Genomic DNA, 12,521 nt, shown 5'->3' with positions numbered 1-12,521 from the left:
GTTCACCCGCGCTAGTCCTGAATGCCAGAGGCGCTCCCTGGCTTGAGCTTGACCTCGATGACCGGAACCACGATCTGAGGTCGACGCACCGGCAGGACGAATGTCAGTTGATCTTCGCCGACGGGGAACTGCGTGTTCGCCCACAATGTATTGGCGGATGGGTGCAACCAAGTGACCTCGCTGCCATCATGCAGGAATTGCGCATATTCGATCTTGCCCGCCAGCGCATCGAAATGCAGATGGCGATAGGGCCAGTTGAAGAGGTGGATATAGAGACGATCGCCATTCTGGGTCAGGCGGCAGTCGGGCGGAGCGGTGAAGTCGGACTGGGTGCAGCCGACGATGCTGCGCTCGTGCAGTGCCATCCACTCCTCATAAGCGGCAAGGGCTGCAATCGCGCGGTGGTCGAGCGTGCCGCGCGCCGTCGGCCCGACATTCATCAGCAGATTGCCGCCCATGGCAACGGTGCCGACCAGCATCTGCACCAGTTGTTCCGTACTTTTCCAGGTGTCCTCGTCGCGGTGATAGCCCCAGGAACCGCTGAGCGTGTGGCACGCTTCCCAGACGACGCGCCTGCCATCGCGAAGCGGCCGGGCGCGCGGCATATATTGCTCCGGCGTGACGATGTCGGGCTGCAACCCGGCGAGATCGAGCCGGTTGTTGATGATGATATCGGGGGCGAGTTCGCGCACCAGACGCACGAGTTTCTCGCTTTCCCAATCCTGATGGCCCTTTCCAACCAGCTCCCCGAGCTTCCATTGCGGATAGCTGAAATCGAACCACATGATGTCGATCTGGCCGAACTCAGTCAGCAACTCGCGGACCTGCTCGCGCATGAAGGCGGCATAGCGCTGCATGTCCCGGCCTTCGTTGATTTTCAGCGCATCGGGATGATTGCGCTGCGGATGGCGCGGATCGACGGTGAAGTCGGGATGATGCCAGTCGATGAGCGAATAGTAGAATCCGATCCTCAGGCCCTCTGCGCGGAAGGCGTCGACGAACGGACCCAGGAGATCTCGCCCATAAGGCGTGTTGGTCACTTTGAAGTCGGTCGCCTTGGTATCCCAGAGGCAGAAGCCTTCATGGTGCTTGGTGGTCAGCACGACATATTTCATGCCGGCAGCCTTTGCGCGTCTGGCCCATTCACTGGGGTCGTAGAGATCGGGATCGAAATGGTCGAAATATTTCTGGTAGTCGGCGTCGTTCAGTTCTTCGCGGCTCTTGACCCATTCATGGCGTGCCGGCAGCGCATAAAGCCCCCAGTGCACGAACATGCCGAACCGGTCGTGAACGAACCAGGCCTTCTTCTCCTCAGGCAGGGCCAGTGACTGCAGATTGTTGATATCCATCGGATATTCCTCCTGTTCCAAACTTTAAGAGTTGGAGCATGATGTCGTCCGAAAACCGCTCACACTTTTCGGCATCATGCTCCGGGCGTTCAGGTTGTTTCGCGGATGATGAGCTCGGGCACGATGACGATGCCGTGCTGACGGTTTCTGGTGGCGATGCGGCTGAGCAGCAGACGCACGGCTTCCTCCCCCATTTCGCGTTTTTGCACCCGCAAGGTGGTGAGCGCCGGAGACAGCAGTTCGGCAGTCGGAATATCGTCGAAACCGATCAGGGCGATTTGCGCGGGGATCGAAATGCCGGCGGCCCGGCAGGCCTTCATCGCGCCGATCGCATTGAGGTCGTTGTAGCAGACAAGGGCATCGACGCCGGGCGCCTCCGCCAGCAATTGCGTGGCCGCCGTCTGGCCGCCCGCTGCGGTCGGATCGCAATAAACGATGCCCTGTGCCTTGAGCCCGTGGACCGCCAGGGTCTTGCGAAAGCCGACAAGACGGCTCTTGCCACCAAACGAACTGCGTGGCCCGGCGATGATCGCTATCTTGCGGCGCCCGCGCTCGACCAGATGGTCGATGGCACGCGACGCCCCCGTCTCGTAGTCGGTGACAATCGTCCCGGCGACCTCGTTAGGCGCCTCGCGGTTGATGAGCACCACCGCACGGTGGGGCGCAAGCGCCTTATGCAGCGCGGCATCGGGCAGCCGCGGGCTGCAGACGATGATCCCGTCGACCCGGTGCCGCAGCAGCGTTTCGATGAGTTCTTCCTCCCGCTTGCTGTTTTCGACGACATTGGACAGAAGCAGGTTGTAGCCGGCAGCGCTTGCGGCATCCTCGGCTCCCCGGATGACTTCTGGAAAGAACGGATTGGTGATGTCGGGAACGAGTAGGCCGATGGCCTTCGATCGATCGGACCGCAATCCGCGTGCAAAGGGATTGGGCCGGTAATTGAGTTCGCTCGCCGCTAAAATAATCCGCTGACTGGTCTCCGCGCTGGCTCCGCCCCGATCATTGAGCACGCGCGATACCGTCATTGGCGACACCCCTGCGGCGCGGGCGACATCGGCGATGGTAATTTTGGATTCTGGCTCTTTAGGGCGGCTCAATTGGATTGTCTCGTCAGAAGGGGCAGGAAATTACGATAACGATAACTAACATAATTTCCAGGAAAGCCAAGGCTGCTCTGGCCTGGTATCAGGCGTCGAGAATCTCTTTGACAAGATTTGACGGTAACGATAACGTTAACGAAGGAGGAGAATACGTTAACGATAACCTAGAGCGGAATATTGGGAGGAAAGAATGCAACACGTCAGAATCTTAAGACGGCAGGTTGTCTCGACCGTTGCCGCGGCGATCCTCATTGGCGCCGGCTGGGCCGGTGCCGCATTCGGCTTTGAGGAGTCGCCGGAACTGAAGGCGCTGGTCGACGCCGGCAAGCTGCCGCCCGTCGAAAAGCGGCTGCCCAAGGAGCCGCTGGTGCTCACTCCGCTTGAATCGGTCGGTACCTATGGCGGCACCTGGCGCACGGCCACCTTTGGCGGTGGCGACAGCGAGATCGAGCGTTCGATCGGCTATACGAGACTGGTCCGCTGGAATCCGGAATGGACCGAGGTGATCCCCGATATCGCCAAGAGCGTCGAGGTCAATGACAATGCCACCGAATATACCTTCACCTTGCGGGAAGGCACGCGCTGGTCGGACGGCGAACCCTTTACCGCCGACGATCTGGTGTGGTGGAACGAGAACGTGCTGCGCAACACCAAGATCACGCCTGCAGCACCCGACTGGCTGACTGCGGGCGGAGAGACCGTCAAGGTCGAAAAGCTCGCCGACGACAAGGTCGTCTTCAAATTTGCCGCGCCGAACGGCCTGTTCCTGATGAACATGGCCACCGTGCGCGGCTCCGATATTCTGGCGGCCGCACCGGCCCACTACCTCAAGCAATTCCACAAGGATTTCAATCCCGACGGCGTCGATGCCCTGGTGAAGGCCGCCGGCGCAACCGACTGGGTCCAGCTCTTCAACAACAAGATCGGGTTTCCCGGCCGCTGGCGCGATCTCGGCCGTCCAACGCTCGATGCCTGGGTGTTGACCGCGCCCTATAACGGCACCACCCAGGTCGTCGCCGAACGTAATCCATACTATGCCAAGGTGGATACCGCAGGAAACCAGCTGCCTTACTTCGATCGGATCACCATCGATGTGATGCAGGATACCCAGGCAATCATCCTGAAGGCGATCAGCGGCGAAATCGACATGCAGAACCGCTTCATCGAGACGACGGACGCCCGCACGGTGATCGTGCAGAACCAGGAGAAAGGCGGCTACGGCCTGTTCATCGCCCGGCCGGCGTGGTCGAACGCCCTGCTGATCACCCTCAACCAGACCCACAAGAATCCGGCCTTGCGCGCTGTCTTTTCCAACAAGGATTTCCGCATCGGCCTTAGCTACGCCATCAACCGCGAAGAGCTCAACCAGCTGATCTATGCCGGACAGGCCAAGCCTTATCAGGCAGCACCGCGTGAAGGCACCGCGCTCTACGACGAGAAGATGGCGACGCAGTATCTGGAGTATAATGTCGATCTCGCCAATCAGTATCTCGATAAGGCCGGCCTTACCAAACATGACGCCGAAGGCTACCGCCTCGGTCAGGACGGCAAGCGGATTACCTTTGCGATCGACGCCTTGACCGGAAGCCCGATCCAGGTGGACGCCCTCGAGATGATCCAGCGCTACTGGCGGGCCGTCGGCATCGACATGCAGCCCCGCCCGGCCGAACGTTCGCTGATCTTCTCCCGCCTGCAGAACAATGAGAATGACGGCCTTGGATGGGTTGGCGGTGGTGGCTACGACTTCCTCGGCCTGCTCGATCCCAAATGGTATTTCCCCCACGAATATGAATCGAGCTTCGCCACGGCCTGGGGCCTCTATTACCAGAACCCTAAAGATCCGAACGCGCAAGAACCGAGCCCCGCTGCCAAGAAGCAGATGGATCTCTACCGGCAGGTGCAGGAAGCGCCGACGCTCGAAAAGCAGTTGGCCGCGATGAAGGAGCTGCTGGCGATCACCCGTGATGAATTCTACGTCATCGGCACCAACCTGGAGCCGGACCGCGTCGGCATTGTCAAGACCAATATGCGCAATGTCCCGAAGGTCATTCCCAGCACATCGTTCTACATGACGCCGGGACCGGCAAAGCCCGAGACCTTCTACTACCAGCAATAACGGCACGGGACCGACAGGGATGGCGTCCGCGGGCGCCACCCCATCAACACCAGCCCAGTCCCAATCATCCAATCCGATCGGCGGTCGCCGATTGAAGGAGCTTGAACATGGCCGGCTTCATCATCAGACGTCTGCTTTACATGATCCCGATGATGTTCGCGATCTCCGTCGTGACCTTCATCATCATTCAGCTACCGCCCGGCGACTTCCTGACCGCGATGACCGCGCGTCTGGCCTCCCAGAACGAAACGATCGATCCCGGCGTCATTGCCGGCCTGCGTGAACGCTATGGCCTCGATCAGCCCTGGGCGGTCCAATACTGGAAATGGATCAGCGGCATCCTGCTGCGCGGCGATTTCGGCCAGTCCCTCGATTGGAACAAGCCGGTCAGCGAGCTGATCTGGGCTCGCATGGGCCTGACGATGGTGGTCTCGGTTACCACGCTGTTCTTCGTCTGGGCGGTGGCCTTTCCGATCGGCATCTATTCGGCCGTACGGCAATATTCGGTGGGAGATTACTTCGCCACCTTCTTCGGTTTTCTCGGCCTTGCCATCCCGAACTTCCTGCTGGCGCTGGTGCTGATGTATGTTTCGGCACAATATTTCGGCCAAAGTACCGGCGGGCTGTTTTCGCCCGCCTATATCAATGCCGTCTGGAGCTGGGCCAAGCTCGGCGATCTCATGTCGCATATGTGGATCCCGGTCGTCGTTCTCGGCACCGGCGCCACGGCAGCGCTGATCCGCATCATGCGCGCCAACCTGCTCGACGAGCTCAACAAGCCCTATGTCGACATGGCCCGCGCCCGGGGCTTGAGCGAAATCCGGCTGCTGTTGAAATATCCGGTGCGGGTGGCGCTGAACCCGTTCGTCTCGACCGTAGGCTGGGTGCTGCCGCACCTCGTCTCCGGCTCGGTGGTGGTCTCCATCGTCCTCAGCCTGCCGATCACGGGACCATTGCTGCTCAACGCCCTCTTTGCCCAGGACATGTATCTGGCCGGCACGTTCATCCTGCTGATGAGCATGCTGACGCTGATCGGCACGCTGATTTCGGATCTGCTGCTCGCCTGGCTCGATCCACGCATTCGCAACGGCTGAAGGACGAGACTAATGACCGATCAAGCCATCGCGCTATCACCTGAACGGATCCAGAATTCCGACGCGGTCGCCGGGCAGTGGAAGCTTATCTGGCGGCGCTTCCGTCGCCATCGCCTGGCGCTGGCGGCAGGCGTCGTCATCCTTTTGATCTACCTGGTCGCCCTGTTAGCCGAGGTTCTCGCCCCGGTTTCATCGCAGACCTACGATTCCCGCTACACCTATGCGCCGCCGCAGCAGATCAAGTTCGCCGGCTACGACGCGGCCGGGCAGTTTCATCCGCTCTACGTCAACGGTTATTCGATGAAGGTTGACCCGATCGCGCTCAGTCGCAATTACGTGCCCGATCCAGCCGTCGTCATCCCCCTCGGCTTCTTCGTCAAGGGCGAACCCTATCGGCTTTGGGGGCTATTCGATTTCGACCGGCACCTGATCGGCCCGATCGAGATGGGCAAACCGTTCTACCTGTTCGGCGCCGACCGGCTGGGTCGCGACGTCTTCAGCCGGACGGTCCACGGCACGCGCGTTTCGATGTCCGTCGGACTGATCGGGGTGGCAATCAGCCTCATCCTCGGCATCATCCTGGGCGGTATTTCGGGGCTCTACGGCGGCTGGGTGGACGACGTGATCCAGCGCTCCATCGAGCTCATCAACTCTATCCCGACCATCCCGCTGTGGATGGGCCTTGCGGCTGCCGTTCCGATCAGCGCCGATCCGATCCTGGTCTATCTCTGGATCACGATCATTCTGTCGCTGATCGGCTGGACCGATCTGGCGCGGGTGGTGCGCGGCCGCTTCCTGTCGCTCAAGACGGAAGACTTCGTCATCGCCGCCCGTCTCGATGGCTGCTCGCAGATGCGCATCATCTGGCGGCACATGGTCCCATCCTTCATGAGCCACATCATCGCCTCGGTGACGCTCGCCATCCCGACGATGATCCTCGCAGAAACCGCACTCTCCTTCCTCGGTATCGGCCTGCGCCCGCCTGTGGTGAGCTGGGGCGTGCTGCTTCAGGAGGCGCAGAACATTCTCGCCGTCTCGAGCGCACCCTGGCTGTTTCTTCCCGGTCTGGCGGTGATCGTCACCGTGCTCGCCCTCAATTTCCTAGGTGATGGATTACGCGATGCTGCAGATCCCTATGAATACTGATCCCAATTTTGCCGCAGTCGGCGGCCGGCACGGGGATCGCGACCCGCTGATCGAGGTCGATGATCTCAGGACCCATTTCTTCGGTGGTGCGGGCACGATCAAGGCGGTCGACGGCGTCTCCTTTTCCATCCCGCGCGGCAAGACGGTCTGCGTCGTCGGCGAATCCGGTTCGGGCAAGAGCATCACCGGCCGCTCTATCCTCAACCAGGTTCCGCGGGGAGGGCGGATCGTCTCGGGCGCAATCCGCTACCGGCCGGATCCGGCAGCACCCTCGGTCGACCTGGCGGCGCTCGATCCGCGCGGCCACGACATGCGGGCGATCCGCGGTGCCCAGATCGGCCTGATCAGCCAGGAGCCGATGGCCGCACTTTCCCCCGTTCATACGATCGGCAACCAGATGGTGGAAGTGATCCGCCTGCATCTGAAGATGGGAAAGAAGGAGGCGCGCGAACATGCCATCGAGACATTGGCTCTGGTCGGCATTCCGCGGCCTGCCGAGCGCATGGAAAGTTATGCCTTCCAGTTTTCCGGCGGCATGCGCCAGCGCGTCTGCATCGCGCTCGCGCTCGCCTGCCGCCCCAAGTTGCTGATCGCCGACGAGCCGACCACTGCGCTCGATGTGACCACCCAGGCCAATATCCTCGATCTCCTGGCCTCGCTGCAGGCCGAATTCGGGCTCTCGGTCCTTTTCGTGACCCATGATCTCGGTGTGGTGGCCGAAATCGCCGACGAAGTCGTCGTCATGTATGTCGGCCGAGTCGTGGAGGCAGGCAATGTCGACACGATCTTCCACGCACCGGCCCATCCCTACACCAAGGCGCTGCTGCAATCGGTGCCGCGCATGCATGGGCAACCCACCGAACGGCTGGCGATCATTGATGGCATGGTGCCCTCGCGTTTCAACCGGCCCCAGGGCTGCAGCTTTCATCCCCGATGCAAAGAGGCAAGGGCCGGCCTGTGCGACCACAAGGATCCGCAGCCCGTCGCCATCGGCGACGGGCATGTCGCCAGCTGTCTGCTTTACGAAGGAAGACGATGATGGCCGATCCCATGTCCCAACCAAGCCCTTTGCTCGAGCTGAACGATCTCAGGATGCATTTCCCCATTCGCAAGGGCGCATTCCGGCGTGTGGTCGGACACGTCAAGGCGGTCGACGGCGTTTCGCTTCGCGTCGAGGATGGCGAAACACTCGGCATTGTCGGGGAGTCCGGTTGCGGCAAGTCCACGCTTGCCCGCACGGTGCTGCGCATCTATCAGCCGACGAGTGGCGAAATCCGCTATCGCAGCCGCAGTAGCGGCACGGTCGATCTCGCGGCGTTGTCGGGTTCTGCCCTCGACGAAATCCATCGCGACCTGCGCATCGTGTTTCAGGACCCGCAATCTTCGCTCAATCCGCGCCTTCCCGTCATCGACATCATCGGCGAGGTGCTAAGCGTCAACGGCCTCGCCAAGGGCCGGGAGCTGGAGCATCGGGTCGCCGACCTGATGCAGAGCGTCGGCCTGCGGCCCGAATACATGCACCGCTATCCCCATGCGTTTTCCGGCGGCGAGCGGCAGCGCATCGGCATCGCCCGGGCGCTGGCCTCCAATCCGCGGCTGGTGATCGCCGATGAGGCCGTTTCGGCGCTCGATGTCAGCGTGCAGGCACAAACCATCAACCTGCTGCAGGACCTGCAGGAACAGTTCGGTCTGACCTATCTGTTCGTCGCCCACGACCTCTCGGTCGTCCGGCACATCTCGGACAATATCGCCGTCATGTATGTCGGCCGGGTCGTCGAAAAGGCGCCGACGGAGCAGATCTTCTCGCGACCGCTCCACCCCTACACCGAAGCGCTGCTCTCGGCCGTGCCAATTGCCGATCCGAGGATGCGCCGCCACGGCCAGCGCATCCGGCTGGCGGGCGAGGTCGCCGATCCCGCCCATCCGCCTCCCGGCTGCGCATTTCATCCGCGCTGCCGCTACGCCACCGAGCTTTGCAAGCAGGAGGTGCCGGGCTTACGCACCGTCACAGCCGATGGGCACGCAGTGGCCTGTCACTACGCCGAATCCTTGTCGCTTAATCCCTTCGCCGACCGTACCGTTCCGGAGTTCAATTGATGCCCGAATTCATTCCACGCTCCGAGCAGCGTCCCATTGTGGATACCTCCTCCACGACGCTCGATCTCATCTACTTCGATCTCGTCACGCTCGCCTCCAACGAGCAGGACATCCGGCGGCTGCCCACGCACGAAAGCCTCTACGTCGTGCTGTCGGGGCAGGTGGATATCGAGGTCGATGACATCATGTTCGAAGCGGTGGGCCGGCGAGCCGATGTCTGGGGAGGCGATGCGGACTCGGTTTACGCGCCCGTCGGAGCCAATGTCCGGATATCGGCTCGTGGCGCGGCGGCGGAAGTCGCCATTGCCGGCGGCCTCTGCGACACGCGTTACGCCGCGTTTCGCATCACGCCGGACGAGGTCGACGCGGTCAATGTCGGCTCGTCGGACACGCACAGCCAGCGGCGGATCGTCCACCTGCTCGGCCAACGGCAGAACGGACGCTGCGGCAACCTGCTGGTGAGTGAACTCTATGCCGGTGAGGGCTGCTGGTCCGGCTATCCCCCCCACAAGCACGATACCGAAGACGGCGACGTCGAGACCCGGCACGAAGAACTCTATCACTACCGCTTCCAACCAGAGACCGGCTTCGGCAGCCAGATCACCTATGACGAAGACGGTCCGGTCAAGATCCTCATGACCCGCAACGGCGACACTGTCCTGGTCGACCGGGGTTACCACCCGACGGTCACCTCGCCGGGGCACCGGGGCTATATCTTTACCATTCTCGTCGGCAAGCATCGCCGGGGGCTGATCCAGCGCTTCGATCCCGCCCATCAGCATCTGACCAAAACCATCCCCGGCATCGATGCGATGCGCGACAAGTTCAAATAATCCGGCTCCTGGCCTCGTGCGCCAGTAGTGCGGCGTACTGCCAAACTTCCGCCCAAGGAGAGACGACCTATGCGTGAACGTACGCGAATAAACGTTGATGCCAGTGAAGCGGTGCGCCCGTTCAACCGGTTCTGGCGCGGCACCGGCTTTTCACCGGCTGAGCTGCTGCTCGAGCCCGAGATGCGCCAGATGCTTACCTATATCGGCGGCCTGCCGAATGAGGGCATCAAGTTCCTGCGGGTGCATTATCTCTACAATCTGCTGAGCGCAAAGGCCGGGGCCGGCTATGACTGGTCGCTGCTCGACCGCGCGCTCGACGTGATGATCGAACACCGGCTGAAGCCGTTCTTCGAGCTGATGGGCAACCCGTCGGGCCTGTTCACCGACTATGAGGACATGGATCAGGTCAGGCGCTGGCGGGATCTCGTGACGGCAACAGTCGACCGTTATGGCGCGCGTTACGGCATGGACGAATTGCGCACATGGTATTTCGAAACGACGAACGAGGCCGATTCCGGCTGGTGGACCTACGGGATCAAGGGTTACACCAACTACTACGACGCCTGCGTCGCGGGGCTCGATGCCATCGATCCCAACCTGCCGATGGGCGGGCCCGGCACCGCCCGTACGCTCTCGCCGATCTTTCGCGCCCTCATGGCTCATTGCGACAGCGGCACGAGTTGCCTGACCGGCAATGGCCCGCCGCGGATCGACTACATCTCGATCCATGAAAAGGGCGTCAACGGCAGCAAGGAAGACCTGACCCCGAAAACCAGCGCCATCGTCGACCGCACGTTGCTCGTCGTCGACTACCTCAAGGAGCACCACCCGCGCCTGGCGGGCCTGCCCATCATCAACGATGAATGCGATCCGCAGCTTGGGTGGAGCGATCATCATAGCTGGCACGGCAAAGCCTATTACGCCGGCATCATCGCCCGCATCATCGAACAGCACGACCGGCGCATCATCGCCCCGAAAGCGGCGAATTTCACCTTCCTCAGCAATGACCATGCCTTTATCGGCGGCTGGAGCCAGCGCACGATCTTTGCCTATTTCGGTTCGCGCAATTTCACCAAGGCGCAGTGGGAGCACAAGACCAATCTGGATATGCTGGTCACGGATGTCGACAGGGCGCCGCCCTTCGACATCATCAAGAAGCCCGGCCTCACATCGATGGAACTGCTGGCAACGCTGGGCGATACCGTTTGCAAGGTGACGGCCGAACCGCCGCTTGCTCCCGATCAGGATGGCCTCGCGATCCTGCCGACGCGGCTGCCGGGCGGCGGTGTTTCCATCAGCCTCATCCATAGCGTCGATGCCATCAACCGTTCGGGCCGGGCCGCCGTCCGTCTCGAGGTGAGCGGCTTGGTTCCCGGCCGCCACGCGCTTTGCCTGCTGCGCATCGACGAGGAATTCACCAATCCGATGGAGGTCTGGGAGGCCCAGCGCGACGAAAGCAACCCGCGTGGCCCCTTCGAGCCGGTCGGCGCACCGCCCGCACCGACCGAGGCGCAGTTTGCCGAACTGCGCCGGGCGCAGGAGCCGGCACTGCTGCATCCGATCAGCGTCGTCGACTGCGACGAAGGCCGGATCAGTGTCGACCTCGATGTGCCATTGCCGTCGCTGACGCAGGTGCTTGTCGTTCCCGATAACGGCGCGCCACCGGCGGCGCCGAGCGGCCTTGTCGTCGAACGCTACCTTGGTCTTGGCGGCCGGGAAGAGCGCATGCTGTTCTGGGCTGCCGGCGATATCAGCCCGGCCATCTTCTACGATGTCCTGGTCAGCACCGATGGCGCGGCTTTTGAAAAGGTCAGTTCCGCCCCGCTGATCTCGACGGCATTTCTGCACATGTCGCCGCCACAGGGCGTGCGTTATGCGGTGCAGGCCCGCGATGCATTTGGCCGCCGCAGCGAGCTTTGTGTCTCCGGCTCATGAACAATGCCTTTCTGCCTGGGATCTGATCGATGGATATCGCCTATTTCACCAAGACCCTGGAGGGCCTGCCGCTCGAGAAGGCGGCCGGGATCACCGCCGGTTTGGGATTTAACTGCGCTGATCTTCTCATTCGCGATGGCCACGCCGTTTCCCCTGACAGGCCGGAGGAAATCGTCAATGCCGTAAAGCTCTTTGCCGCGGCCGGCCTGCGCACCCCGATGGCGACCATCGATTCCACCCGGCCCGACGATGCCGCATCCCGGCTTCTCGGTTGTTGCGGCGAGGCTGGCATCGGGCAGGTCCGGCTTGGCTTCTGGCGCTACGACCCGTCGCAGCGCTGGCAGGCCCAGCTTGATGAGGCGCGGCGCGATCTCGACGGCTTCGAGCGCTTGGCCGAGCGCTTCGGCATCAAGCTCACCATCCAGCTTCACGGCGGGACCCTGCACAGTTCGGGCGCGGTGGCGGTGCAATTGTTGGCCGGGCGCGATCCGGTCAGGATCGGCGCTTATCCCGATCCGGCCAATCAGAGCATTCGAGAGGGAAGCGAGGACTGGCGTCTGACCCTCGATATTCTCGAACCGTGGTTCTGCTGCATGGGCGTCAAGAACAGCGGTTGGTTCCCCGGCGCTTACGGAGCTCATGGCCAGCGTACATGGCATTCGGACTGGTACGGGCTCGATGAAGGCATGGTGCCCTGGAACGAAATAGTCCCGCATCTGGTGGCCACTGGATTTACCGGCGTGCTCTCGATGCAATCCCAATACCGCGTCTCTCGAGAGCAGGCGCTCGACAAGGTCCGCGCCGATCTTGCCCATCTCAGGCGTCTGGTCGCCGTAGCGAAAGAGTAGAAC

The 12,521-nt window shown here is 61.9% G+C and carries 10 protein-coding genes; 8 read left to right on the top strand and 2 right to left on the bottom strand.

The window, feature by feature from the left end:
* Positions 1-11 precede the first annotated feature (11 nt).
* Together ELH03_RS32155 and ELH03_RS32150 are read right to left on the bottom strand one after the other, a co-directional pair.
* Positions 12-1,349, bottom strand: a complete 1,338-nt coding sequence (locus ELH03_RS32155) for an alpha-L-fucosidase (protein WP_105010355.1) — start codon at positions 1,347-1,349, stop codon at positions 12-14.
* An 89-nt stretch (positions 1,350-1,438) separates the two neighbouring features.
* The gene (locus ELH03_RS32150; protein WP_128405243.1) at positions 1,439-2,446 is read right to left on the bottom strand and encodes a LacI family DNA-binding transcriptional regulator; all 1,008 of its coding nucleotides are present in this window, start codon (positions 2,444-2,446) and stop codon (positions 1,439-1,441) included.
* A 193-nt stretch (positions 2,447-2,639) separates the two neighbouring features.
* On the opposite strand from ELH03_RS32150, the gene ELH03_RS32145 reads away from it, so the two are divergent.
* The 8 genes from ELH03_RS32145 (at position 2,640) to ELH03_RS32110 (ending at position 12,518) form a co-directional block, all read left to right on the top strand.
* On the top strand, positions 2,640-4,565 hold the full coding sequence (locus ELH03_RS32145; protein ID WP_128405244.1) for an ABC transporter substrate-binding protein: 1,926 nt from the start codon (positions 2,640-2,642) through the stop codon (positions 4,563-4,565).
* Between the two features lie 107 nt (positions 4,566-4,672).
* Positions 4,673-5,659, top strand: a complete 987-nt coding sequence (locus ELH03_RS32140) for an ABC transporter permease (protein ID WP_128405245.1) — start codon at positions 4,673-4,675, stop codon at positions 5,657-5,659.
* 12 nt (positions 5,660-5,671) lie between these two features.
* Complete coding sequence (locus ELH03_RS32135) at positions 5,672-6,805, top strand: ABC transporter permease (protein WP_130767367.1); 1,134 nt, start codon at positions 5,672-5,674, stop codon at positions 6,803-6,805.
* Positions 6,780-7,844, top strand: a complete 1,065-nt coding sequence (locus ELH03_RS32130) for an ABC transporter ATP-binding protein (RefSeq protein WP_197729804.1) — start codon at positions 6,780-6,782, stop codon at positions 7,842-7,844. The genes ELH03_RS32135 and ELH03_RS32130 overlap by 26 nt, the downstream gene beginning before the upstream one ends.
* Positions 7,844-8,902, top strand: a complete 1,059-nt coding sequence (locus ELH03_RS32125) for an ABC transporter ATP-binding protein (RefSeq protein WP_197729803.1) — start codon at positions 7,844-7,846, stop codon at positions 8,900-8,902. Before ELH03_RS32130 ends, ELH03_RS32125 begins: the two co-directional genes overlap by 1 nt.
* Entirely contained in the window at positions 8,902-9,735 is an 834-nt protein-coding gene (locus tag ELH03_RS32120) for a 5-deoxy-glucuronate isomerase (RefSeq protein ID WP_128405248.1), read from the top strand. The genes ELH03_RS32125 and ELH03_RS32120 overlap by 1 nt, the downstream gene beginning before the upstream one ends.
* Positions 9,736-9,804: 69 nt before the next feature.
* Positions 9,805-11,670, top strand: coding sequence for a GH39 family glycosyl hydrolase (locus tag ELH03_RS32115; protein ID WP_128405249.1), 1,866 nt, complete (start codon positions 9,805-9,807; stop codon positions 11,668-11,670).
* Positions 11,671-11,699: 29 nt separating this feature from the next.
* Positions 11,700-12,518, top strand: coding sequence for a sugar phosphate isomerase/epimerase family protein (locus tag ELH03_RS32110; protein ID WP_130806863.1), 819 nt, complete (start codon positions 11,700-11,702; stop codon positions 12,516-12,518).
* Positions 12,519-12,521: the final 3 nt, after the last annotated feature.

The sequence above is a fragment of the Rhizobium beringeri genome (genome assembly GCF_004306515.1).
In the GTDB taxonomy this organism is placed as follows: Bacteria; Pseudomonadota; Alphaproteobacteria; order Rhizobiales; family Rhizobiaceae; genus Rhizobium; species Rhizobium beringeri.
Note: the sequence above shows the minus strand (reverse complement) of the source record. Positions and strands in the feature narration are given on the sequence as shown.

Excerpts from the sequence above, each read along its gene's own strand:
- ELH03_RS32155 (WP_105010355.1), bottom strand. The coding sequence starts at position 1,349 with ATGGATATCAACAATCTGCAGTCACTGGCCCTGCCTGAGGAGAAGAAG.
- ELH03_RS32140 (WP_128405245.1), top strand. The coding sequence starts at position 4,673 with ATGGCCGGCTTCATCATCAGACGTCTGCTTTACATGATCCCGATGATG.
- ELH03_RS32130 (WP_197729804.1), top strand. The coding sequence starts at position 6,780 with ATGCTGCAGATCCCTATGAATACTGATCCCAATTTTGCCGCAGTCGGC.
- ELH03_RS32120 (WP_128405248.1), top strand. The coding sequence starts at position 8,902 with ATGCCCGAATTCATTCCACGCTCCGAGCAGCGTCCCATTGTGGATACC.
- ELH03_RS32125 (WP_197729803.1), top strand. The coding sequence starts at position 7,844 with ATGGCCGATCCCATGTCCCAACCAAGCCCTTTGCTCGAGCTGAACGAT.
- ELH03_RS32115 (WP_128405249.1), top strand. The coding sequence starts at position 9,805 with ATGCGTGAACGTACGCGAATAAACGTTGATGCCAGTGAAGCGGTGCGC.
- ELH03_RS32145 (WP_128405244.1), top strand. The coding sequence starts at position 2,640 with ATGCAACACGTCAGAATCTTAAGACGGCAGGTTGTCTCGACCGTTGCC.
- ELH03_RS32110 (WP_130806863.1), top strand. The coding sequence starts at position 11,700 with ATGGATATCGCCTATTTCACCAAGACCCTGGAGGGCCTGCCGCTCGAG.
- ELH03_RS32135 (WP_130767367.1), top strand. The coding sequence starts at position 5,672 with ATGACCGATCAAGCCATCGCGCTATCACCTGAACGGATCCAGAATTCC.